The sequence below is a fragment of the Kitasatospora sp. NPDC057223 genome, from assembly GCF_042669755.1.
Classification (GTDB): Bacteria; Actinomycetota; Actinomycetes; order Streptomycetales; family Streptomycetaceae; genus Kitasatospora.
In genome coordinates this window covers 1-21,626 of the sequence record NZ_JBHUWW010000017.1, presented here as the reverse complement: position 1 = coordinate 21,626, position 21,626 = coordinate 1, and the positions used below count along the sequence as shown (strand labels likewise).

Annotated in this window: 22 protein-coding genes; 11 read left to right on the top strand and 11 right to left on the bottom strand. The window is 72.0% G+C overall.

All coding sequences use genetic code 11. The features are described 5' to 3' along the window. Positions 1 to 465 precede the first annotated feature (465 nt). Positions 466 to 1,404, top strand: a complete 939-nt coding sequence (locus ACFUK0_RS09520; RefSeq protein ID WP_380247922.1) for a MerR family transcriptional regulator — start codon at positions 466 to 468, stop codon at positions 1,402 to 1,404. A 535-nt stretch (positions 1,405 to 1,939) separates the two neighbouring features. Beyond that, complete coding sequence (locus ACFUK0_RS09515) at positions 1,940 to 2,449, top strand: hypothetical protein (protein WP_380247920.1); 510 nt, start codon at positions 1,940 to 1,942, stop codon at positions 2,447 to 2,449. 322 nt (positions 2,450 to 2,771) lie between these two features. On the opposite strand, the gene ACFUK0_RS09510 is transcribed toward ACFUK0_RS09515, so the two are convergent. The 3 genes from ACFUK0_RS09510 to ACFUK0_RS09500 form a co-directional block, all read right to left on the bottom strand. Then, entirely contained in the window at positions 2,772 to 4,169 is a 1,398-nt protein-coding gene (locus tag ACFUK0_RS09510) for an MFS transporter (protein WP_380248031.1), read from the bottom strand. A gap of 131 nt (positions 4,170 to 4,300) precedes the next feature. Then, a complete protein-coding gene (locus tag ACFUK0_RS09505; protein ID WP_380247918.1) occupies positions 4,301 to 4,789 on the bottom strand; it encodes a MarR family winged helix-turn-helix transcriptional regulator in 489 nt (162 codons plus the stop codon). A gap of 137 nt (positions 4,790 to 4,926) precedes the next feature. Beyond that, a complete protein-coding gene (locus ACFUK0_RS09500) occupies positions 4,927 to 5,871 on the bottom strand; it encodes a LysR family transcriptional regulator (protein WP_380248029.1) in 945 nt (314 codons plus the stop codon). 72 nt (positions 5,872 to 5,943) lie between these two features. Between ACFUK0_RS09500 and ACFUK0_RS09495 the strand changes: the two genes are divergently transcribed. Next, positions 5,944 to 6,339, top strand: a complete 396-nt coding sequence (locus ACFUK0_RS09495; RefSeq protein WP_380247917.1) for a RidA family protein — start codon at positions 5,944 to 5,946, stop codon at positions 6,337 to 6,339. Between the two features lie 165 nt (positions 6,340 to 6,504). Here the strand turns inward: ACFUK0_RS09495 and ACFUK0_RS09490 are convergent, their stop codons facing one another. Beyond that, complete coding sequence (locus ACFUK0_RS09490) at positions 6,505 to 7,209, bottom strand: GntR family transcriptional regulator (protein ID WP_380247915.1); 705 nt, start codon at positions 7,207 to 7,209, stop codon at positions 6,505 to 6,507. A 151-nt stretch (positions 7,210 to 7,360) separates the two neighbouring features. On the opposite strand from ACFUK0_RS09490, the gene ACFUK0_RS09485 reads away from it, so the two are divergent. Both ACFUK0_RS09485 and ACFUK0_RS09480 read left to right on the top strand, forming a co-directional pair. Next, on the top strand, positions 7,361 to 7,900 hold the full coding sequence (locus tag ACFUK0_RS09485; RefSeq protein WP_380247913.1) for a YbhB/YbcL family Raf kinase inhibitor-like protein: 540 nt from the start codon (positions 7,361 to 7,363) through the stop codon (positions 7,898 to 7,900). 44 nt (positions 7,901 to 7,944) lie between these two features. Next, positions 7,945 to 9,423, top strand: coding sequence for an MFS transporter (locus ACFUK0_RS09480; RefSeq protein ID WP_380247911.1), 1,479 nt, complete (start codon positions 7,945 to 7,947; stop codon positions 9,421 to 9,423). 111 nt (positions 9,424 to 9,534) lie between these two features. Here the strand turns inward: ACFUK0_RS09480 and ACFUK0_RS09475 are convergent, their stop codons facing one another. From ACFUK0_RS09475 to ACFUK0_RS09465, 3 genes are read right to left on the bottom strand one after another with little or no spacing between them, the layout of a single operon-like run. Then, on the bottom strand, positions 9,535 to 10,227 hold the full coding sequence (locus ACFUK0_RS09475) for a response regulator (protein ID WP_380247909.1): 693 nt from the start codon (positions 10,225 to 10,227) through the stop codon (positions 9,535 to 9,537). Next, positions 10,224 to 11,450, bottom strand: coding sequence for a sensor histidine kinase (locus ACFUK0_RS09470; RefSeq protein ID WP_380247907.1), 1,227 nt, complete (start codon positions 11,448 to 11,450; stop codon positions 10,224 to 10,226). Before ACFUK0_RS09470 ends, ACFUK0_RS09475 begins: the two co-directional genes overlap by 4 nt. A gap of 42 nt (positions 11,451 to 11,492) precedes the next feature. After that, positions 11,493 to 12,389: a CPBP family intramembrane glutamic endopeptidase gene (locus ACFUK0_RS09465; protein ID WP_380247905.1), complete on the bottom strand. Its 897-nt coding sequence runs from the start codon at positions 12,387 to 12,389 to the stop codon at positions 11,493 to 11,495. A 245-nt stretch (positions 12,390 to 12,634) separates the two neighbouring features. On the opposite strand from ACFUK0_RS09465, the gene ACFUK0_RS09460 reads away from it, so the two are divergent. Together ACFUK0_RS09460 and ACFUK0_RS09455 are read left to right on the top strand one after the other, a co-directional pair. Further along, entirely contained in the window at positions 12,635 to 12,922 is a 288-nt protein-coding gene (locus tag ACFUK0_RS09460; protein ID WP_380247904.1) for a hypothetical protein, read from the top strand. A gap of 64 nt (positions 12,923 to 12,986) precedes the next feature. Then, a complete protein-coding gene (locus tag ACFUK0_RS09455) occupies positions 12,987 to 13,613 on the top strand; it encodes a hypothetical protein (RefSeq protein WP_380247902.1) in 627 nt (208 codons plus the stop codon). Between the two features lie 115 nt (positions 13,614 to 13,728). Here the strand turns inward: ACFUK0_RS09455 and ACFUK0_RS09450 are convergent, their stop codons facing one another. Beyond that, positions 13,729 to 14,256, bottom strand: coding sequence for a GNAT family N-acetyltransferase (locus tag ACFUK0_RS09450; protein WP_380247900.1), 528 nt, complete (start codon positions 14,254 to 14,256; stop codon positions 13,729 to 13,731). A gap of 73 nt (positions 14,257 to 14,329) precedes the next feature. Between ACFUK0_RS09450 and ACFUK0_RS09445 the strand changes: the two genes are divergently transcribed. Further along, entirely contained in the window at positions 14,330 to 14,905 is a 576-nt protein-coding gene (locus ACFUK0_RS09445; protein ID WP_380247898.1) for a TetR/AcrR family transcriptional regulator, read from the top strand. 184 nt (positions 14,906 to 15,089) lie between these two features. Continuing rightward, positions 15,090 to 16,709: a sulfatase-like hydrolase/transferase gene (locus ACFUK0_RS09440; protein WP_380247896.1), complete on the top strand. Its 1,620-nt coding sequence runs from the start codon at positions 15,090 to 15,092 to the stop codon at positions 16,707 to 16,709. Between the two features lie 102 nt (positions 16,710 to 16,811). On the opposite strand, the gene ACFUK0_RS09435 is transcribed toward ACFUK0_RS09440, so the two are convergent. Further along, complete coding sequence (locus ACFUK0_RS09435) at positions 16,812 to 17,564, bottom strand: hypothetical protein (protein WP_380247894.1); 753 nt, start codon at positions 17,562 to 17,564, stop codon at positions 16,812 to 16,814. A 243-nt stretch (positions 17,565 to 17,807) separates the two neighbouring features. Next, positions 17,808 to 18,461, bottom strand: coding sequence for a DUF1326 domain-containing protein (locus tag ACFUK0_RS09430; RefSeq protein WP_380247893.1), 654 nt, complete (start codon positions 18,459 to 18,461; stop codon positions 17,808 to 17,810). 288 nt (positions 18,462 to 18,749) lie between these two features. On the opposite strand from ACFUK0_RS09430, the gene ACFUK0_RS09425 reads away from it, so the two are divergent. Continuing rightward, the gene (locus tag ACFUK0_RS09425) at positions 18,750 to 19,550 is read left to right on the top strand and encodes a DUF2182 domain-containing protein (RefSeq protein ID WP_380247891.1); all 801 of its coding nucleotides are present in this window, start codon (positions 18,750 to 18,752) and stop codon (positions 19,548 to 19,550) included. Positions 19,551 to 19,741: 191 nt separating this feature from the next. Here ACFUK0_RS09425 and ACFUK0_RS09420 read toward each other — a convergent pair whose 3' ends face one another. Beyond that, the gene (locus tag ACFUK0_RS09420; RefSeq protein WP_380247889.1) at positions 19,742 to 20,104 is read right to left on the bottom strand and encodes a hypothetical protein; all 363 of its coding nucleotides are present in this window, start codon (positions 20,102 to 20,104) and stop codon (positions 19,742 to 19,744) included. A gap of 1,000 nt (positions 20,105 to 21,104) precedes the next feature. Here ACFUK0_RS09420 and ACFUK0_RS09415 point away from each other — a divergent pair. Then, positions 21,105 to 21,626, top strand: a 522-nt coding sequence (locus ACFUK0_RS09415) for a hypothetical protein (RefSeq protein WP_380247887.1), incomplete at its 3' end; no start/stop codon positions are given.

Genomic DNA, 21,626 nt, shown 5'->3' with positions numbered 1-21,626 from the left:
CGTTTGAGCCCGGCGGCCGGGGTCATACGTTGCTGTGCAGGGTCGCCGGCCCGGGGCAGAGGTCATGGTCAGCCTCCGGTCGAGACAGGCGGCCCTGCACCAGCTCCGGCCCCGTCCGCCGACACCGCCGCAGGCCAGGAGACGGGTCGCAGGTAGCGGTCGTGGCCGGCTTTCTCCAGCGGTCTGAAGTTGGTCGCGGGTCGTGGCCGTGGATCTTCATGATCGTCTGGACTCGGATGCCTTTTCGGCGAGTTGGGTGCCCGGGGGGCCTCTGTCCGCAGGGGCCCTGTGCAGGTGGTCCCGTGTTGTCGCTGAGCCGGTGGAGTCCGGGAGACGCGTTCGCGGCCTTTGGATCACGCGGTGTTGCATGGTGAGGGCGCCGACACGACTCGCATCACCTTCCTGCGGTGCCCCTTCGTCCCATGGACTTGAGTCTCCGGTAGGGGGAGACGAGAGGGTGGGGGCATGGACGGCGACACGCTCTACTCGATCGGTGATCTGGCCCGGCGGACCGGGCTGACGGTCAAGGCCATTCGGTTCTACTCCGACTGCGGGATCGTGCCGCCGACCGACCGTAGCCCGGCCGGCTACCGCCTCTACGGCATCAACGCCGTCGCACGTCTGGACCTGGTGCGGACGCTGCGTGACCTGGGACTGGACCTTCCCACGATCCGAAAGGTCGTGGACCGGGAGATCTCGCTGCCCGAGGTCGCCGCCGCGCACGCCGAAGCGCTGGCGGTGCAGATCCGCACCCTGCGCCTGCGGCGCGCGGTGCTGACGGCGGTGGCCAAGCGCGGCTCCACCCCTGAGGAGATGGATCTCATGCACAAGCTGGCCAAGCTCTCCGAGGGCGAACGCCGACACCTGATCGGCGAGTTCCTCGGCACCGCCTTCGGCGGCCTGGACGCCAATCCCGAATTCGTGGGGATCATGCGGTCGATGACCCCCGAACTGCCCGACAGCCCCGAGGCCGAACAGGTCGAGGCGTGGGTGGAGTTGGCCGAGTTGTCCCAGGATCCGGATTTTCGTGCCGGCATGCGGCGGATGGCTGAGCACCTTGTGGCCGATCGTGCCCAGGACGGCACCGCGGGCCTGCGCCGCGATCCTGCCGCAGTGGTCCGTGACCACGTCGGGCCGGCCCTGGCAGCCGGCATCGACACGGCCTCACCCCAAGCCGATTTGGTCGTCGCGGCGGTCATGGCTCAGTACGCGCACGTGGTGGGAAGCCCCGACGATGTCCATCTTCGCCGCCGGCTGCTGACCCGGCTGGAGACCACGAACGACCCTCGCCGGGAGCGGTACCTTCAGTTGCTCGCGGTGATCAACGGCTGGTCCGCCCCGAGAAGCCTGGCTCGGGAGCTCGACTGGTTCATCCAGGCCTTGCGAGCCCGGATACCGGCGTAGCGGGCCCGCCGTTCCTCCAGCGCTGTTACCTCGACCTTCAGGCAGGCGAACTGGGCTTCTCGTGGGTCGGTGACCTGTCAGGGCCCCGCCCCCGCCCCGCCGGACCGGATCTGGTCGCCGGGAAGCTGTACGGCATCGGCGCGGGAAGGGGGCTGCCCCTGACGGCGCAGGGCGCGCAGCTGACCGGGCCCGCAGGGGGCGCTGGTACGCCCTGGACCGCACGCACGCACGCACGCCCGGACGGGCCGGCGCCGGGAGGGATCACGGTGGCCGTCATGGGTGACGGCGCGTCCGCGCGGCCGGGAACTGGCCATCCTGACGAAGCAGTCGTGACACCGTACGGGTCGGTCCGTACCCGGCGCTGCCGGACCCTGCGGGGCACCCGGCTCACCGGACCGGTGAACACCCTCGGCCCCAGGGCACGTCGCCTTCGCAGGTACCGGTATGGACCCCGAAGGCGTCATGATCTGCCTTGCCCACTCGGTCGACGACCACCGACTGCCCGACCGACCAGCCCCCGGCCGCAGGAGAAGACGTGAACAGCCCGATGACCGATCAGAGGATCTGGGACGCGTTCGTCGAGGCGAAACGGCGGCTGCACCGCCGGCAGGCCGAGTTCTACCAGCAGGCCGGCGACCGGCAAGCGGTTCTGCGTGCGGCCCTCACCCCCGGCGCGGACATCGGGGAGCAGGGCGCCGCGTTCGACTTCCTCAAGGCATTCCCGGGTGACGTCGTACCGTTGCTGCCCGAGGTGTTCCGTTGGGCCGTCAAGTCCGAGCGCTGGGCGGTGCCGGCCCAGGAGGTCATCTCCCGCATTCCGCGTGCCCGGCGGACGGCGCTCATCGAACCGCTGTTCCTGGAGCAGCTCGAAGTGGCCGAGGACGACGACTACCCGAACCTGGCCGGGTTGGCCGCCCGCTGCGAGGCCTGGCCTCTCCTGGCACGACTCGCCCGGCACACCGCGGACAGCGACAACCCAGAAGTCCTCGAACTCGTCCAGTACTACCGGGACACCTACGGCCCCCTGTGGATCCCCGAGCAGTGAGCCTCCGGGCCCGGCTCCGTGAAGTCTCGGCGTCCCTTGGCCCAGGGTCGCCGGACCACGGGCACCCCGCCGAAGAACTCGCAACGCTGCCAGGACCGGCTGCAGGCTGAGCCTGGCGGTCACCGTCGAGTGCGTCACCGAGGGTTGCGTGCGCCTCAGTTGCCCCGTCCGGAGTACCCGGCGGGCCAGTCCTTCGGGTCGACCAGGGTTGCCGGCGGTGCTGCGCCCGCGCCGGCGCCCGGCCGGCGGCTCCGTGGTGGAGGTGTCCGGTCGGGCTTGCGGTGGTTGCCGGTCGGTGGGTGAGGCTTCGGTCCGTGGTGGGTCAGACGCCGGCGTGGACGTGGTGTTCGGGGGCGTCGGTGTAAGTGCCGGGTGTGGTGGTGGGCTTGGTGCGGAGGACGGTGGCGGCGGTGACGGTGGCGGCGAGGATGAGGGCTGCGCCGGTGGCGAAGGCGAGGTGGTAGCCGGCGGTGAGGGCGGTGGCGGCGTCGGTGCCGGTCGCGGTGAGGGCGGTGGTGCGGGAGGTGGCGAGGGTGGTGAGAGCGGCGACGCCGACGGCCGCGCCGGCCTGCTGCGTGGTGTTGAAGAGGCCGGAGGCGAGGCCCGCGTCCTCGGGGCGGGCGTCGGACATGGCGAGGGTGGTGAGGGCGGTGATGGCGAGTCCGAAGCCGCCGGTGGCGAGCATGGTGGGCAGCAGGTCGGTGGCGTAGTTGCTGTGGCCTGCGGGCAGGCGGGTGAGCAGGGCGATGCCGGTGGCGAGGAGGGCCAGGCCGATCAGGAGGGTCAGGCGTTCGCCGAGGCGGGCGATGGCGCGGGCGGAGAGGAACAGTGAGACGACGCCGATGGTGAGGGCGGCGGGGAGCATGGCGAGTCCGGTGCGGGCGGCGCTGTAGTGCTGGACGTTCTGCAGGTAGAGGGCGATGAGGATCTGGAAGGCGAAGAGTCCGGCGAGCAGGAGGGCCTGGACGAGGTTGGCGCCGACGATGGTGCGGGACGTGAACATGCGCAGCGGCAGCAGGGGTTGGGCGGCGCGGGCCTGGCGCAGGACGAAACCGGCCAGGAGTGCGGCGGTGAGGGCGGTGAGGGTGAGGGTGGTGGTCCAGGAGTGGGTGGTGGCGGTGACGATGGTGTAGACGCCGAGCATCAGGCCGCTGGTGACCAGGATCGCGCCGAGGACGTCGACGCCGGTACGCAGGCCGGGTCCGTTCTCGCGGGTCAGGATCCGCAGCGCGAGGACGAGGGCGGCGGCGCCGATGGGGAGGTTGATGTAGAAGATCCAGTTCCAGCTCAGGGCCTGGGTGAGGGTGCCGCCGAGGACCTGTCCGAGGGAGGCACCGCCGGCGCCGACGAAGCTGAACGCGCCGAAGGCCTTGGCCCGTTCGGCGGGTTCGGGGAAGAGGGCGGTGATCATGCCGAGGCTGACGGAGGCGACCATGGCGCCGCCGGCGCCCTGGACGAAGCGGGCCGCTATCAGTGCGGCGGGGGTGACGGCGAGGCCGCAGGCGACGGAGGCGGCGGTGAAGACGGCCAGTCCGGCGGTGAACATCTTCTTGCGGCCGATGAGGTCGCCGATGCGGCCGGCGAGGAGGAGCAGGCCGCCGAAGGCGATCATGTAGGCGTTGACGATCCAGCTGAGGCCGGCGGGTGTGAAGTCGAGGTCGCGCTGGATGGACGGCAGGGCGACGGTGGTGATGGACCCGTCGAGGATGATCATCAGCATGCCGGCGCAGAGGACGGCGAGGGCCAGTTGGCGTGAGCGGGGCGTGTGCGGCACGGGTCTCTCCTGGAGTGTGCGAGGGCGACAGGAGAGACCGTAGCAGATAGTTTTGTAATAGACGATCTATTCTGGGACTACTTCTGGGTGGTGCGGCGCCGTCGCACGGGCTTGTCCGACTCGGCCGCCCTGGCCAGCTCGCCCTCGGTCAGCCGGGTCAGCGCGCCGACGAACGCCTGTCGTTCGCCCTCGGGCAGGAAGTCCAGCACCTCGGCGTGCACGCGGTCGACGATCTCCGCCCCCCGCCGCACCTTCTCGGCGCCCGCCGGGGTCACCTTGATGATCCGGGCACGCCGGTCCGTACTGGACGGGTGCCGCTCCGCCAGGCCCTCCCGCTCCAGTTCGTCGACGGTCACGACCATCGTGGTCTTGTCCAGGCCGGCGATCTCCGCCAGCCGCGCCTGCGTCTGCTCCCCCTCCATCGCGTGGAGCAGGATGCAGTGCGCCCGCGGCGCACTGTCCACCTCCGCCAGGGCGGCCGACAGACGGGTGTTCATCACGTGCGCGGCGTGCTCCAGCATGCCGGTGAGATCGCGGACCGCACGGGCGGGAGGAGGTGTGCTCATGCCGCCAGAGTACGACAGGAACCAGATGGTTCCGCCGCAGGACGATCTGGTTTCTCCCCATTTCGCACGGTCGCGCGGGGCAAGGGTCACGGGCGTGCTGCGGCACCGCTGGTGGAGGTGTCCGGATCCCCCGCAGGTCATGGCGTCGATGTCGTCCCGGGGGAGCGGGTCTCGTCGGGGCCGATCCGGGTGGCTCGGCTGACCGTCTCCAGAAGCCGCGCGACCAGAGGATTCGGGTCGTCCTCGCGCCAGGCGACAGCAACTCGGGTGCGGGCGGTGTCCGGATCGGTCCGGCGGAAGGCGACGCCCTTGAGCCGCAGACGCCGGATGCTCGCCGGTGCCACGGAGACACCCAGCCCCGCTTCCACCAGGGCGCAGACGGTCTGCCATTCCACCGCGTGCTGTGCCACCCGGGGCGTGAAGCCCGCCGCCTCGCAGAGCCCGGTGATCTGGTCGTACAGCCGGGGTCCGACCGCGCGGGGCAGCAGGACGAACGGCGAGTGGGCCAACTGCGCCAGCTGAACGGTTCGTCGCGCTGCGAGGGGGTGCCGGGACGGCAGGACCGCCACGAAGGGTTCGGTGAGTACGGTCCTGAATCCGAGCCGTGTCTCGTCGGCGGGAGGTTCGCGGAGCAGGCCGATGTCGATGCTCCGGTCGTGCAGGGCGGTGATCTGCGGCGCGGTGGTCATCTCGTGGATGTCCAGCTGCGCACCGGGGAACTGCTCCCGGAAGGTGCGCAGGAGGCCGGGCAGGACGGTCAGGGCGAGGGAGGCGGCGAAGCCGATCCGCAGCCGTCCGGCGTGGCCGCTGCCGACGGCCCGGGCGGCGGCCAGGCCGTCCGCGAGGCCGGTCAGGGCCCGCCGGGCCGCAGGCAGGAGTTCCCGGCCGGCCGGAGTGAGGGTGACGTGCCCCGGGGCGCGGCTGAACAGCGCGTGGCCCACCTTGTCCTCCAGGCGGCGGATCTGCTGGCTCAGCGGTGGCTGCGCGATGCCCAGGCGTGCGGCCGCGCGGCCGAAGTGGAGTTCCTCGGCGAGCACGACGAAGGCGTGCATCTGCGGCAGGGGGAGTTCGGGGCGATCCATACGCATAGAGATATCAGGCCATGTTCCTGACTGTATTGGACGTATGTTCCCTGGTCACCTAGCGTTCGGCGGGTGACAGAGCGACGTGCGGTCCTCAGTGGTTCGACCTTCGAGGAGCAGATCGGCTATGCCCGTGCCGTGGTCGACGGCGGCTGGGTGCACGTGTCCGGAACGACCGGCTTCGACTACACCGCCATGACGATCGCCGAGGACGTGGTGGAGCAGGCGGAGCAGTGCCTGCGCAACATCGGGGCCGCGCTGAGCGAGGCGGGGTGCACCTTCGCCGATGTCGTGCGAGTGCGGTACCTGCTGCCCGACCGTGCGGACTTCGAGCCCTGCTGGCCGGTCCTGCGCCGGTGCTTCGGCGAGGTCCGGCCGGCCGCCACGATGATGGTGTGCGGCCTCGCCGACCCCCGCATGAAGATCGAGATCGAGGTGGACGCGCGGCAGCCGTCGGCGCTCGCCTGAGCAGGGGCCTTCCGGCGGCCGGCCTGCGGGAGGGTGACGAACTCGGCCGTCGATGCGTGCCTGCCCGCCTGCCCGCCTGCCTGCCCGCCGACGAATCGTGAGCGGTGTCGCACGGACCGAGGGTCCCGGTCCTCCCCGTGCCCGAGCCCTCCCGCACTGGCGTCGTCAGCCGCCGTCCCCGCCGCATTCGTGTGCGGTGGTGGCGAGCGCGGCGCCGGTCATGGTCAGGTGCCGGGTGAGGAGTTCGGCGGCGGCGTCGGCGTCGCGGGCCAGGGTCGCTTCCTCCAGTCGGGCGTGCTCGACCAGGGCGTCGCGACGGGGGGCGCGTTGGGCGGCCCACCGGCGGGCGAGTTCGCTGGCGGTCCACAGCCGGTCGAAGGTCTCCAGCAGTACGGGGTTGCCGCAGCCCTCCAGCAGGGTGCGGTGGAAGACCCGGTGCGCCTCGGCCCAGGCGCTGCTGTAGGACTCGCCCTCCTCCGGCACATGCTCCGGGGTGCGGGCCAGGCGGTGGTGGGCGGCTCGTACGCGGCTCTCCCAGTCGAGGTCGCCGTGTTCGATGGACAGGCGCAGGACGACCGGTTCGACGGTGCGGCGGGCCTGGGTGATGTCCTGCCAGCGCTGGTCGGAGAAGGCGGGGACGGCGAAGCCGCGGTTGGGCAGCCGGTCGGCCAGGCCCTCACCGACCACCCGTACCAGTGCCTCGCGCACCACCGCCAGGCTGACGCCCTGCTCCCGGGCGAGGTCCTGCGGCTTCAGGGCGGCGCCGGGGCCGTACTGGCCGCGCATGATCGCGTCCCGCAGGTGTGCGTAGACCTGCTCGGAGAGCATCTGCTTCCCCGGCGAGGTGGCGTTGTGGATCGTCCCAGTCATGAGCCCATCATAGACGAACCCCTGAATAATCGATTCTTAGTGGTACTGTCGATTTTGCGCACCGGGCCTGGGCCTGAGCCCGAGCCCGGGCTCGGGTCTACGCCGACCCCATCGCCGGCACTCCGCAGCACCGCTTGAGAGGAAGCACGCCATGAGCGCCAACAACCCCTTCGCCCGCCTCCCCGAGGCGGCGTCCTTCACCGTCACCAGCACGACCGTCACCGACGGCGCCCCCCTGCCGCCCGAGCAGTACTCCGGCATCTTCGGCGTCCCCGGCGGCAAGGACGCCTCCCCGCAGCTGTCCTGGAGCGGTGCCCCCGAAGGCACCAGGAGCTACGCCGTCACCGTCTACGACGCCGACGCCCCCAGCGGGTCCGGGTTCTGGCACTGGGCGGTCGCCGACATCCCCGCCACCGTCACCGACCTGCCCGAGGGCGCCGGCGACGACACCGGATCCGGCCTGCCGGAGGGCGCCTTCCAACTGCCCAACGACGCCCGCGCCGTCCGCTACATCGGCGCCGCCCCGCCGGCCGGCCACGGCCCCCACCGCTACTTCACCGTGGTGCACGCCCTGGACGTCGAGTCCATCGGCGTTCCGGCCGACGCCACCCCGGCCCTGCTCGGCTTCACCATGGCCGCCCACATCCTGGGCCGCGCCGTCCTGACCGCCACCGGCGAAACACCCTCCTAGAGCGCCCACACCCACCGGGTTCCGACCAGAACAGGACCAGTGCCATGCCTCCCACTGTCTCCCGTACCCCACGCACCAAGCCGCCGACCGTACCCCGACCCCGCACCGGCCGGGGCCCGGCCGGGCGGGCCGTCGATCCCCGCCGCTCCGCGATCGGCATCGCCGTGGTGCTCGTCGCGCAGCTGATGCTGCTGCTCGACAGCACCATCGTGAACGTCGCCCTCCCCAGGATCAGCACCGACCTCGGACTCGGCCCCGCATCACTGTCGTGGGTGCTCAACGCCTACACGCTGGCCTTCGGCGGACTCCTCCTCCTGGGCGGACGCCTCGGGGACGCGTTCGGCCGGCTGAAGGTCTTCGAAGCCGGCCTGGCCCTCTTCGCCCTCTCGTCCCTGCTGGGCGGTCTCGCCCACTCCCCGACGATGCTCATCGCGGCGCGGGCCGCCCAGGGCATCGGCGCGGCCCTGACGGCACCGGGTGCGCTCGCCCTGGTCACCGCCGGTGCCCGCGACGAGGCGGCCCGGCACCGGGCCCTGGCCCTGTTCTCCGCCGTCAGTGTCGGCGGTGGCACCCTCGGCCTGGTCCTGGGCGGCCTGGTCACCGAGTACGGCTCCTGGCGCTGGACCCTGTTCGTCAACGTCCCCCTCGGCATCGCGGTTCTCGCGCTGGCCCGACGGTTCGTCATCGAGACCCCGCGCCACCCCGGCCGCTTCGACTTCGTCGGGGCCGTCACCGCCACCGGGGCGGCCGTCGCGGTGGTCTGGGCGCTGACCGAGGCACCGGACCAGGGCTGGACGTCCCCGCAGACCGTCGGTGCCTTAGCCCTGGCCGCGGTCCTCGCCACCGTCCTGGCCCGTACCGAACGCCGCGTCAGCCACCCCCTGCTGCGCCCGGACCTGCTCCGCAGCCGGCGCCGGATCGCCGGCCTGGTGATCGTCACGCTGGTCTTCGGCGCACAGGTCTCCACGCTCTTCCTGCTCGTGCAGTACCTCCACCAGGTCCTTGCCTTCAGCGCCCTGCTCGCCGGCCTGGCGTTCCTGCCGATGACCCTGGCCATCTTCGCCCTGTCCCGCGTGACCCCCCGGCTGGTCGGGCGCTTCGGGCAACGTCCGCTCCTGCTCGTCGGCGCCCTCGGCCTGACCGGCAGCTTCGTCTGGCTCGCCGGCCTCGACAGCACCAGCAGCTACTTTCCGGCCGTGTTCGCCCCCCTGCTGCTGAACGGCATCTGCGCCGGACTGGTCTTCATGCCCGCGGCCTCCCTGATCGTCGGCGGTGTCGCGCCGGAGCACGCCGGATCCGCGTCCGGGCTGCTCCAGACCACCCAGCAGCTCGGCGGCGCGATCGGACTCGCCGTCGTCGTCTCGGCCGAGGCCGCAGGCGCGGGCGCTGGCGCCGTGCCCGGCGCGTTCGTCCCCGGCACCCACGCGGCGTTCCTGACCACTGCGGCCTTCACCCTGGCCGCGTTCACCACCACCGTGCTGGGCCTGCGCCCCGTCCGCAACAGGGCCTCCCGTAAAGCCTGACACGACCGAACCGCCCGTGACACCGGTCCGAGGGGCGAGCGGCGGACGAGCGGCGCGGACGGGGACGACTGCGGAGGGCGACGCCTCGGCGGGGGAGACGGTCGAGCCGGTTCACGACATGCCGGGCACCAGTCCCACCCGGTAGGCGAGGACGACCGCCTGGACCCGGTCGCGCAGGCTGAGTTTCGTCAGGATCCGCGACACATAGGTCTTGACGGTCTCCAGCGTGATGAACATCGCCGCGGCGACCTCGGCGTTCGACAGCCCCCCGGCGATCAGCCGGAGCACTTCGAGCTCACGGGGGGTCAGCACGCGCAGGACGTCCTGCTCGGCCGTCCGGGAGGTGTCGGACGGCCGCAGGTGCTGGGCGAAGTGGCCGATGAGGTGGCGGGTGACGGCGGGTGCCAGCAGGGCCTCGCCCCGGGCCACGGTCCGGATGCCGTTGACCAGTTCGGCCGCGGGCGCGTCCTTGAGGAGGAAGCCGCTCGCCCCGGCGCGCAGCGCGTCGTAGACGTAGGCGTCGACGTTGAACGTGGTGACGACCAGGATCTTCGGCGCGTCCTCGGCCTCGGGGCCCGCCAGTTGCCGCGTCGCCTGGATGCCGTCGAGCAGGGGCATCCGAATGTCCATCACGACCACGTCGGGGCGCAGCCGCCGCGCGGCCTGCACCGCCTCGTGGCCGTTCTCGGCCTCCCCGACAACCTCCATGTCGGGCTGCGCGGCGAAGATGGAGGCGTAGCCGGTCCGTATCAGCACCTGGTCGTCGCAGACGAGTACGCGGATCGGTGGCGGTGCGTCACTCACGGGGTGGCTCCTGAAGGGGAATCGGACGGAATCGTGGCGCGGACCTCGAACCCGCCCTCGGGCCGGGGACCGGCCTCCAGTTCACCATCGAGCATCCGCACCCGTACACGCAGCCCGGCCAGTCCTCGTCCACCCGCGGGGCCCGGTCTCCGCGCGGCCGGAACGGCGACGGGTCCGTCGGTGGCCACCTCGATCCCGATGGCGTCGGCACCGTACCGGAGCAGGACCCGGGTCGGCTCCCCGGCCGCGTACTTCAGGGCGTTGGTGAGCGCCTCCTGCACCACCCGGTACGCGGCCAGCTCCACGTCCACGCTCTGCGGCCGTCGCTCGCCCTGCTCGCTGAACTCGACCGGCTGGCCCGACCTGCGGGCCCGCTCGACCAGGTCACCCACCCGTCCCAGGGTGGGTGACCGGTCCGCGCGCGCCGGGTCTGCGGCCGCCGACTCGCCGGTGGCCTCCAGGACGCCCAGCAGGTGGCGCAGTTCGGTCAGTGCCTGGCGTCCGGTGTCGCTGACGGCCGTCAGCCCCGCTGCGGCGCGTTCGGGCACGGACGTGAGCAGGAACTGCGCCGCGTCGGCCTGGATCACCATGGCGGTCACGTGGTGGGTGACCACGTCGTGCAGTTCGCGGGCGATCCGCGCCCGCTCGGCGGCGGTGGCCGCCTCGGCGACCAGCCGCCGCCGCTCGGCCTCCTCCGTCCGCCGCCTGCGCACCGCGCTCCCCAGCAGCCAGACCGCCGCCAGGACCAGGAAGAACGCGAGGTAGTCCGGTACGGACTGCGGCGAACCCAGGCGGTCCAGGGCGACGGCCAGCACGGCGTAACCCGCTCCCGCCGCGGTGGCCAGGCCGCGGCGGTAGCGGACCTGATGGGCCCCGGCGGAGTACAGGGCCACGTACAGCCCCACACTCACGAACGTCGGCGCGAGGCCCATCGCCTGGTACACGGCGAACGCGCCCGCGACGACGGCCAGGCAGGCCGCCGGCCACCTGCGGCGAACCGTCAGCGGCAGGGTGTGGGCCAGGACCAGAACGGCACTCAGCGCGCTCGCCGGCCGCTCGGGCAGATCGCCGATCTGCGCACCGAGGCCGGACAGGGTCGGTACGAAGGCCGCCAGGGTCAGTACCAGGGCGACGACGCCGTCCTTGAGGAGGACATCGCGCTCCCGCCACCGGCCGAGCGGCGCCCGGAGCAACGGCAGGCTCCAGGGTGCCGGACGGGACATCACTTCTGTTCCCTCACTTCTGTCTTGTCCAGTGGGTCTGTCTCAGCGGCCCGCGCGTCGGCGGCCCTTCATCCCACCGTTGCGGTGGGCGAGGACGAGCATCGGCACGGCGAGCGCCAAGGCCATGAGGACGGGCACCACCGACGCCTCCAGGCCGAAGCTGCCGCCGGTCAGGAGGGCGGAACCGTGGGTCTGGACGGTGAACAGGCCCTCGGGGGCGTGTCCGGAGACCGGGATGCCGAGCAGTTGTTCCGCGGTGTTCCAGGTGAAGTGCAGACCGGCGACGAACCAGATGTTACGCCGCCACAGGAACGCGGCCCCGAGCAGGACCCCCGCCTCCAGGGCGATCGCCACCCCGCTCCACGGGTTCGCACCCGGGGCGCCCAGGTGGGCGACACCGAAGAACAGCGAGGTGATCACGAGGGCGGCCCGGCTGCCCCACAGCTGTTCCAGGGCCTGCAGGGCAAGGGCGCGGAAGAGCAGTTCCTCGGTGACCGCGGCGCCGATCTGCACCATGACCGCGGTCCGGACGATCGGCAGCACGTCGCCGCCCGCCCAGGAGAACGAGTAGCTCCCGAACGCCGTGATCAGGAGGGTGGAGACGAGGACGAAGGCCAGGCCTGTTCCGCCGCCGAGAAGCGCCGCCCGCCCGGCCCCGGGCCGGCCGGTCTCCGGCGTGGAGCGCCGGGCCGCACGGTGCATGACCAACCGGTACACGGCCACCGCCGCGGCCGCACCCAGCACCGGCACCGGACCGGGCCCGGTCGCCGTCAGGCCCGAAACCAGGCCGACGGCCACCATCCCCGTCAGCATCCAGCCGAGCGGATGGCGCGCGAACCGCCCGAACCGGCCGCCCCGGCCACCGCGGTCCTCGTCTCCGCCGCGCTCCTCGTCCAGGACGGTGTCGGTGTCGTGCGGTGTGGCGGACGTCGTATCCATGGTGCTCTCCCGTGTCGTGGTCGGACCCGCGCCGACCTGACGACCACGCTATGAATTCGCCGGCGCCCACGGATCACCCGCACAGGGACAGCTTCGGTAGCTCGCAAGGGGGATGCGCCACCGGGGGTTCCCCTGCTGGACCGGACAGCCTGATCCCGTAGCACTCCGTCGGCTGACCTCAGCACGTCACCGGGCCGAAGCACCGCCGTCTCCCCGTTCGCGCCGCCTCGAAAGGCTGTTTCTCGTTGAAGAGCTGGGCCGACCGCCTCCCGCAGATACCCTTCGCCTACCGTGCTCTGCCGGCCGAAAGCGCGTGGACGACCCAGGAGGACGCCGCTGCCCAGCTGGGCACAGGCCTGGTCCGGGTGGGCTGGTCGGTGGCCAACCGTCGGCTCGACGCCGTACGCACCACCACCCCCGGCCAGCTCGCCGTATCCCGCGCCGGCATCGACGCCGAGAAGCGCTGGCGTGCCGCCGCCTCGCCCGGCCAGAAGGCCTGGCGCCTGTTCAAGGACCTTCTCGGCTGGGTCTGAACCCGGTCCACGGACCGAGCACCCACTGACAACCCTGTCCGGGTCCCTTGCGAGGATCCTCTGCATGATCCCGATTCCCGTCGGCCGTGACGGTTCCGACGATCCCTTCGACGGGATCGGCGACCCCGTCCTGTTCGTCGCCGCCAAGCAGCGGGGCCTGGCCGCAGTGGCCGGCGCGCACGAGGACGGCGAGGCCCGGACGGTCGGTGTCTTCCACATCACCGACCGCCCCCGCCGCCGCCGGCTCCTGAGTTCGCGACACCCCGTGAACGCGATGGCCTTCCATCCGACGCTCCCGCTGCTCGCCGTCGGATCCGGGGAGTACGACGGCGGCTACCACTTCGAGGGGGAGCTCCTGCTCGTCGACCTGGACACCGGCACTGTCCTGTCACTCATCGCGCACCACCTCGGCCGCCATGTCATCGGACTGGAGTGGCTGAACCACCACGAACTCCGTGTGCTGATGGCACCGCCCGACGACTACAAGGACAGCAAGGCCCACGTGGAGGGGCACGTCGCCGTGCTGCACCGCGGCGACTGGACCACAGTCGGAGCCAGTTCGCTCACCCACCGCGACCTGGCCGGCCCTCGCGTGCCGGCGCCCCGGCCGGACCACCGGGAGGCCGCTCGCCGGGCGGTTGCCCGTCTGGCGTCGCCGCCGGTGCGCCGGCACCATGCCGGCCCCGGCTAGGTTTCGGGCGCGGAGAGCAGCGGCCGCCCTCGGATGAGCAGACCCGGCGGGCGCGTCCGGTGCGGAGGCACGTCGTCCGGCGCGGAGGGACGTCGTCGGGCGCGGAGCGCCGCGTTCATTCCTCCGTCGGGCCGCCGTCGAGGCCGAGGGCCCAGGTCTGGCCGACGAGGTCGTGGCCGAAACTGTGATGGGGCTCCTCCTCGGTGAGGACGAAACCGAAGTGCTCGTAGATCCTGCGGGCGGAGACCAGGTTGTCGTTGGTCCACAGGGTCACGCGCCGGTAGCCGGCCACGCGGGCGAATCCGAGGGCCTCCTCGACGAGACGGGTGCCGAGCCCGAGGCCCCGGGCGGCCGGAGTGACGAGGAGGACGCGCAGCTTGGCGTCCTCCGGCCGGTCTCCGGCGACCAGCAGCACGCAGCCGGCGCGTTCGCCGTCGACCTCGGCGATCCAGGCGGCCTCCCCGGCCGGGTCCCGATCGGTCGCGAAGTTGGCGACGATCTTGGCTACCAGGGCCTCGAAGTCGGTGTTCCAGCCGAACTGCCGGTCGTACAGCTCGCCGTGGGCCATCACCACCCAGCCCAGGTCGCCAGGACGGTCGGCACGGCGGATCTCGACCTGGCGCAGACTGGCTCCGCTCGACATGTACACACTCTCCGCGACGTTCGATGACCATGAGCTACTGACACGAGTGTGTCGGTAGCTTTAGGCTAGGTCCATGTCCCCGAAGACCGCAAACCCGTCCGCACGGCAGACCGAGCTGCTCGAAGCCGCCTACCGGTACGCGCTCGCCCACGGCCTGACCGACCTGTCGCTGCGCCCGCTGGCCGACGCCGTCGGCTCCAGCACCCGGGTGCTGATGTTCCTCTTCGGCAACAAGGACGGACTCCTGCGGGCACTGCTGGAGCGGGCCCGCACCGACGAGCTGGCACTCCTGGCGCGGTTCCGGCAGAGCGAGCACCCCGCCGGCCTGGCTGCGGCAGCCGGCCAGGTGTGGACCTGGCTGGCCGCCGACGAACACCGCCCCCTGCTCCGCCTGTGGGCCGAGGCCTACGCCCGCTCCCTCGTCGAACCCGAGGGCCCCTGGGCCGGGTTCGCCCGCACCACCGTGCACGACTGGCTCGACCTCCTGGCCCACTGCCAGCCGCAGCCGGAACGCGACAGCGCGGACGGCGCCACCCGCCGCACCCTGACGCTGGCCGTCCTGCGCGGGTCCCTGCTCGACCTGCTCGCCACGGACGACGGGCCCAGGGTCACCGCTGCCGTCCAACGGCACCTGACCCTCCTCGGCTAGCCAGGTTGCGGCGGCGACAGGCGCAGACCGACGGCTGCTCACCCTCACTCTCACCCTCACCCGGACGGTCCCCGTCGGCCGCGTCCGGAACAGCACCGCATCGACCCCGCACCTAGAGTCGAAAGGCGCATATCGAGGCAGGTCGCCCACTCGCGCGAGCGGACCAAGCTGAGGACAGGTAGCCATGACGCGTCGTCCCAACATCCTGCTGATCGTCACCGATGAGGAACGCGCCGTCCTTCCCCGTCCGCAGGGGTACTCGCTGCCGGCCCGGGAGCGGATCGCCGCCCGCGGCACCACCTTCGACCGCTACTACACGGCCTCCGCTCAGTGCAGCTCCGCGCGCTCGGTCATCTACACCGGGCAGCACCTGCCGTTGACCGAGATCTACGACAACGACAACATGCCCTACATCCGCCCGCTCGACCCGACCCTGGGCACCCTGGGCACGATGCTGCGCACCGCCGGCTACTACTGCACCTACCAGGGCAAGTGGCACCTTTCCAACGCCTACGTCTCCCCGCAGAACCCGGCCCCCACCACCGACGCCCTGGAGCCGTACGGGTTCAGCGAGTTCAACGACTGGGGCGACATCGACGGCGGCGCCTGGGCCGGTCTCAAGCTCGACCCGGTCATCGCCGGCCAGGCCGTGCGCTGGCTGCGCGACCGGGCGCCGGTGGTCGCCGACGACCAGCCCTGGTTCATGGCGGTCAACTTCGTCAACCCGCACGACATCATGAGCTTCGACTACGGCAGCCGGCCCCAGGTCCAGCTCCCGCCCCTGCTCGCCCACGCCGTGCGGATGAAGCCCGCCGCCGACATCCCGCTCTACCGGCGCAGGTGGGACTTCGACCTGCCCGCCAGCCTGCACGACGACCTGTCCGGTGCCGCTCCCGCGATCACCGAGTACAAGCGGATGCTCGACACCGTCTTCGGTCCCGTCGCCTCCGACCAGCACTGGTACGACGGCCTGAACTTCTACCTCAACGCCCTGCGCGACGTCGACCGCAGCATCGAACACGTCCTGGACGCGCTGGAGGCCTCCGGACAGGCCGACAACACCGTCGTGGTCCTCACCGCCGACCACGGGGAGATGGCCGGTTCCCACGGCCTGCGCCAGAAGGGCAGCCTCGTCTACGACGAGAACCTCCACGTCCCGCTCGTCATCGCCCACCCCGACATCCCCGGCGGCACGCACACGGACGCCCTCGCCTCCGCCGTCGACCTCGCGCCCACCCTGCTGGCCTTCGCGGGACTCGACCAGGCCGAGGTCACGACCCGCCACCCCCTCCTCAAGGGCCGTTCCCTGGCGCCCGCGCTGCACGGCGGGTCGGTACGCGACGGCGTCCTGCACGCGATCGAGTCGATCATGATGCTGGACGCCGCGTTCTGGTTCGAGTTCGCCGACCCCGACGCCCCCAAGCGCATCGCCGCCGGCGAGCTGCGCCCCGACTGGTCCAAGCGCGGCTTCCTGCGCGCATACACCGACCACCGCTACACCTTCGGACGCTACTTCGCGCCCCTCCGACCGAACCGGCCCGCCACTCTCGCCGAACTCCGTTCCGACAACGACGTCGTCCTCTACGACCGCGTGGTCGACCCCGCCGAAACGCGGAACCTGGCCGCCGACCCCGCCAACGACGACCTCGTCGCCCGCTGCAGCACGCGGCTGGAACAGCTCATCGACGCCGAGATCGGCAGCGACACCCGGGCCTGGGTCACCGAACGCCCCCGCCTGCTCGGCTGGCCCACCTGGCACGGCGACACCGACCAGCCGGCATCCCGCGCCACCGCGACACGCTGACGCCCGAGCCGCGGCCCCGGCCGTCCCTTCAGGAGGCGGTGCGAACCGGCCGCACGGCCCGGCTCGGTTGCCGGCGCCGGATGCCGACGCCGGAGCGGCTCGCTACAGGAAGTTGTTGGGCCAGATCATGGTCCGCCACATGTGCGCGACCGGTGAGCCGTCGAAGCCGAGCCCCTCGCGGGGCTGGCGGAAGCAGCGGCCGAGTTCGTCCTCGAACTCGCTGATGTCGATCGCCTCGTCCGGATCGAAGGCGAACGTGTAGACGTCGTTGATGGTGATCAGCCGGGCGGTCATGTACCAGCGGTGGGCGCGCGCCTCGCGGTACGCGCGATGGATGTGCTCCGGCGGCCGGTAGTCGGGCCCGAAGAACGTCCCGTACGCCTGCGGGTAGTCGTAGCCCACCGACTGGTCCGGGAAGAACCGCAGGATCTCGTGCTGCCGGATCGCCCACGCCACGCTCTCGCTGACGTACGGGGCCACCAGTTGGGCACCCCAGTGACCATGGTGACTGCGCAGCAGGCCGCCGACCGCGATGTCGTGCAGCAGGCAGGCCACCACCACCTCGTCGCCGAGGCCGAGCTCGCGGGCCCGGCGGGCACTGTGGATCAGATGCAGGGCGGTGAAAGGATCCTGCGCCAGCCGTAACCTGAAGAAGTCCGCCAGCGTCGGCCTGGCCGGCATCGGCGGTAGCGCCGGGTTGTCGCCCATCATGAACACCCTGCCCTCGCCCAGCCGGGAGATCCACTGCGCCCCGTCGAGGTGCTGCGTCGTTCCCATCGTGGCGGCGGCAGGCAGTGCGATCACGCGTTCCAGGCCGTCCTGACCGTTGCCGGCCCGGGCGGGCACTTCGGGCACGTCGATCGCGTCGGGCCCGTCGGGGCAGGGCAGTCGGTCATGGTCCGGTGCGGGGCAGAGGCAGGCAAGGGTCACAGGCAGCCCAACGAGAGGTCCGACCGAAGGTCACTCGACCGGTGACGTCAGTGCGCCCGGGCCGGGTTACGGGAGGACTGTGAGGCCGTGGGGGCGGCGGCGATGCCGGGCATGCGCTCCTGCCGCCGTCCAGGTGCGCGTTGTCGCCGATGCCCGTCACCGCCGGCGTCAGTCCGGCCCGCTCCAGTCGAACGGGAAGTGCTTGCTGGATTTGCCGCTGCGGTTCCAGCTGAAGCCGAAGGCGTCGGCGTGATCGGTGGTGGCGCGGCCCCAGGTGGCGATCTGGCCCGGTCCTACCTCGGCGCCGGGGGCGTTGTGGAGCTGCACACGTCCTCCCGCGGGGGCAGTGGGGCCGGTGAGGGCTTCGGCGCGGGCGGTGACCCGGCCGGGGATCTCGACGCTCCAAGCCCCGAGGTCGTCACCGATCTCAACGGTGATGGGGGCGGCATCCATGCCGAGCACCTCGGTGGTGGTGAGCTCACCGAACTGCTTCGGCCACCCGCCCACCTGGCCGCTGAAGATCGTGCCGAGGGCGGTGCGCTGCCGCTCGTCGGCGCGCTCGTCGATGAAGAAGGCGGCACGCGAGTCCGTGGCGGCACCCGCCCAGATGTTGCCCGTGAAGGACCCGAGCATCACGAAGTTCAACCCGTCGAGCGGGACGTCCCCGTACCGCCCCTCGCGGATGTGCCAGACGAGCACGCCCTCGCAGTCGCCCTCGGTCGGGGGCTGGGCGAAGGTGCAGGGGCAGGGTATGGCGCACTTGCAGGTGTCGAACCAGTCGCCGACCAGGTGCCAGGCCGGGCTGGTGGTTGCCTCGGTCATCTCTCCGACCTCCTCACCCCCCGCTGTCGCATGGTTCCAGTCGCATGGTTCCAGGAGTGACGGGGCTGTCCGCACGAAGGCCCGCAGGCCACGTCGGCGGAGCGGCCTCATCTCCATGGTGCGCCAATTCGGCGGCACGCGGCACCCCTGTGCGGCCCGCCGCCCGTGGCCGAGGCTCGGCCGAGGCGAGGATCGTGCAAGAGGCAGGCGTGCACCACCGGGCACCGCCGCCGGGTTTTGCCGTCGCCGCACGTGTGCTGTCCTGGAAGGACCAGGCAGGAGAGCAGCATGCGTACCGTCACCGTGGAGAAGCAGCCGCTGCGCACCGGGGTGCTGATGCCTGCCAGGGATCTGGCCCTCGCCTGGGGCCTGATCATGGTGATCGCGGCCCTGGCCTGGCTTTTCACGGTCGGGCAGGCCCGGGGCATGGGGATCGAGCCCGGCACGATGGGGATGGCGCTGCCGCTGTTCCTGGTGCTGTGGCTGGCGATGATGGCCGCGATGATGCTGCCCTCGGTGGCTCCGGTGGCGGTGACCTGGGCCCGCTCCATCGGCCGGCAGTCGGGCGGCGCCGAGCGGGCGGTACGCACGACGGAGTTCCTCGGCGGCTACCTGCTGGTGTGGGCCGCCTTCGGACTGCTCGCGTACGGCGGCCTGGCGCTCACCGGCCACCTGGTCGAGCGCGATCCGGACGCCGGGAAGTGGATCGGCGCAGCGGCGTTCGCCCTGGCCGGGCTGTACCAGCTGGGGCCGCTGAAGTACGTGTGCCTGCGGCACTGCCGCAGCCCGATGGCGCAGCTGATGCACTACGCGGGCTACCGGCCGCCACTGCGTGACCTGCGGGTCGGGCTGCACCACGGCGGGTACTGCCTGGGCTGCTGCTGGGCGCTGATGGTGGTGCTGGTGCCGCTCGGAGTGATGAACGTGGCGGCGATGGCGGCGATCGCGGTGGTGATCTTCCTGGAGAAGCTGTGGCTGCGCGGACCGCTGCTGGCCCGGGTCGCCGGAGTGGCGTTCCTGGTGCTCGCCGTACTGGCCCCGTTCCAGAGCTGGCTGCTACCAGGGCTCACCCCGAGTGACATGATGTAGCGCTCACGGTCCGGCCGGGGGCGCGCGGTGACCGGCCGGACCCTTGTGGAGCCACCGCCCGTCATGCGCGGGTCCGACTGCCTCGGCGGGGCCGCCAGGCTGAGCAGCCCAGCTGGTATGCGGTCGAGCCGCCGGTCTTCGCCCGTGGGCAGTGCCCCCGCCCGGCACCCCGGCGCTGGTGTGTGGCCCGGTCAGGGCAGGGGAGTGGGGGTGAGGTCGCAGCCGGTGCCGAAGGCTGCCTCGTCGAGTGCGTCCCGCTTGCCCTGGGACAGTGCGCTCCACTCCTTGGCGCATGCCTCCGCGGACGGCTGCCCGCCGCGTCGCTCGATGTCCAGCCGGGCGACCACCCCTGCCTGGACGGACGCCCACCCCGCACCGGCCTCGGCAGCCAGTGACGCCGACAGGGCGGCGCCGACAGCCGAAGCCGGCGGGGAGACGAACGCCCCGGGGCCCTCGGCGGGCCCGGAACCGCCCATGTTGGCGATCGCGAAGCGGAGCAGGGCGAAGGACCCGAAAAAAACGACGGCCTTCACAGGCCATTTAACAGTGCGCATGGTGGCGCAAACTACCAGGTCAGGCAGCCCGTCCCGGCCTCCCCCCCCCGCAGATTGGAGGCCGGGACGGGGCAGGACGGCACCGCCGGCCACGAATGCTGCCGCTATCGTGCGGGCCTGGACACGCAGCCAGGGGCCGCGAGGCTGATCGAGGAGCAGCGGCAGCTCCGGATCTGACGCCGGGTAACCAGACTCTGGAGGGTTGCCGCCACCGGTTTCCAGGCCGTCGGCGCCGAAGGGCGGTCAGGAGAAGCCGGCGGACGTTCAGCGGCGGGAGCACCTGCGCGAGGCACTTGCGACACCGGTGATCGCCCTCGCCGTCACCCGTCGCCGTCTGGCCCGGGTTCCTGGCCGGGGACGGCGCGGTGCTCCCTCGTCCCGCCCGGCGGTCCTCCTCGCCCGGACCGGCGCCTGACCGCCGCCGCACCGTCGGGCCTCGTCGAGGGGGCCGGGGGTGTGCCCTCGATGGCTGCTACCGGTGGGCCGGTTCGTGGTGGCGGTCCTCAGGCGTCCTGCTGTGCCGGCCCCTGGGGGGGTGTCTGCCGCACCGTCAGCTGCGAGGCTGTTGCGGCCCTCGTCGCGGGGTGCTGTGCGCGTAAGGCCTGCTTGCCTCGGGCCGGCGCGGACACCAAGCCTTCCACCCCGCACAGGCAGTGATGGGCACCCCTGGGAAGACGATGACCGGGACGCAGGCCGGAGGCCTCAGACGGAGCAGGCACTGCGCTTGGCCGCCAGGGACTGCACCACGAGCGCGGTCCGGCCGCCTCGGACCAGCTCGTTCTGCCGCGGAGGGCGGAGCAGGGTGGGGGCCGGCGCCCCGGCCGGGTCCGCGTGCCGAAATCAGCTGACGGCCGGTCGGACACCTGTGCTCCAATGCGCTGTCACACCGTCCACGCACAACCTTCGAGTGCAGTCTCAGAACCGGGAGCAGTACCGGCCGATGAACGCTGAATGCCCCCGATGCACCGAGTCCGACCGGACGGTGAGCGTGCCGCACGCCTTGACCGATACCGGCCACCCGCTCGGGGCGCCGGAGCACGGCCCGCTCCTGCCGCCACCGGCGCCGGCGCCGCCGGCGGTCGGGCGCAGTACGCCGGCCACCGCGCTCTACGTGCTGGCGTGCGTGATCACCGTCTTCGGGCTGATCAACGTGGCCCACAGCCTCCCGGACGTGAAGGACGCCGATCCTGCCTACCGCTTGGGCTTCGTCATGGGCCCGCTGGTCTTCTCCGCGCCCCTGGCGCTGATCGGCTTGGTCGTGCAGCTGGCGACGAAGCGGCGGCGGGTCCGGGCGGCCGAGGAGGGTGCCAAGGCGCTGCACGCGCTCTGGGAGCGGCGCCACCGGGTTTGGCTGGCGGCCTGGCTGTGCCGACGGTGCGGGGTGGCGTTCTTCCCGAAGGGGTCGGTGACCCCGGACTACCCCGCCTCGCCTCCGCTGGCGGTGGAGCAGCTCCCGGTATGGGTGACGACGACGGCCGAGCGTGCGTTCGGCGTGCCGGAGCCGGCCCGGTCCGCGCTGAAC

Bases quoted from the DNA above. Each gene is read 5' to 3' on its own strand.
- ACFUK0_RS09480 (WP_380247911.1), top strand. From the start codon at position 7,945: ATGCCTCCCACTGTCTCCCGTACCCCACGCACCAAGCCGCCGACCGTA.
- ACFUK0_RS09505 (WP_380247918.1), bottom strand. From the start codon at position 4,789: ATGAGCACACCTCCTCCCGCCCGTGCGGTCCGCGATCTCACCGGCATG.
- ACFUK0_RS09485 (WP_380247913.1), top strand. From the start codon at position 7,361: ATGAGCGCCAACAACCCCTTCGCCCGCCTCCCCGAGGCGGCGTCCTTC.
- ACFUK0_RS09500 (WP_380248029.1), bottom strand. From the start codon at position 5,871: ATGGATCGCCCCGAACTCCCCCTGCCGCAGATGCACGCCTTCGTCGTG.
- ACFUK0_RS09465 (WP_380247905.1), bottom strand. From the start codon at position 12,389: ATGGATACGACGTCCGCCACACCGCACGACACCGACACCGTCCTGGAC.
- ACFUK0_RS09510 (WP_380248031.1), bottom strand. From the start codon at position 4,169: ATGCTGATGATCATCCTCGACGGGTCCATCACCACCGTCGCCCTGCCG.
- ACFUK0_RS09430 (WP_380247893.1), bottom strand. From the start codon at position 18,461: ATGACCGAGGCAACCACCAGCCCGGCCTGGCACCTGGTCGGCGACTGG.
- ACFUK0_RS09450 (WP_380247900.1), bottom strand. From the start codon at position 14,256: ATGTCGAGCGGAGCCAGTCTGCGCCAGGTCGAGATCCGCCGTGCCGAC.
- ACFUK0_RS09455 (WP_380247902.1), top strand. From the start codon at position 12,987: ATGATCCCGATTCCCGTCGGCCGTGACGGTTCCGACGATCCCTTCGAC.
- ACFUK0_RS09520 (WP_380247922.1), top strand. From the start codon at position 466: ATGGACGGCGACACGCTCTACTCGATCGGTGATCTGGCCCGGCGGACC.
- ACFUK0_RS09440 (WP_380247896.1), top strand. From the start codon at position 15,090: ATGACGCGTCGTCCCAACATCCTGCTGATCGTCACCGATGAGGAACGC.
- ACFUK0_RS09470 (WP_380247907.1), bottom strand. From the start codon at position 11,450: ATGTCCCGTCCGGCACCCTGGAGCCTGCCGTTGCTCCGGGCGCCGCTC.
- ACFUK0_RS09425 (WP_380247891.1), top strand. From the start codon at position 18,750: ATGCGTACCGTCACCGTGGAGAAGCAGCCGCTGCGCACCGGGGTGCTG.
- ACFUK0_RS09420 (WP_380247889.1), bottom strand. From the start codon at position 20,104: ATGCGCACTGTTAAATGGCCTGTGAAGGCCGTCGTTTTTTTCGGGTCC.
- ACFUK0_RS09490 (WP_380247915.1), bottom strand. From the start codon at position 7,209: ATGACTGGGACGATCCACAACGCCACCTCGCCGGGGAAGCAGATGCTC.
- ACFUK0_RS09445 (WP_380247898.1), top strand. From the start codon at position 14,330: ATGTCCCCGAAGACCGCAAACCCGTCCGCACGGCAGACCGAGCTGCTC.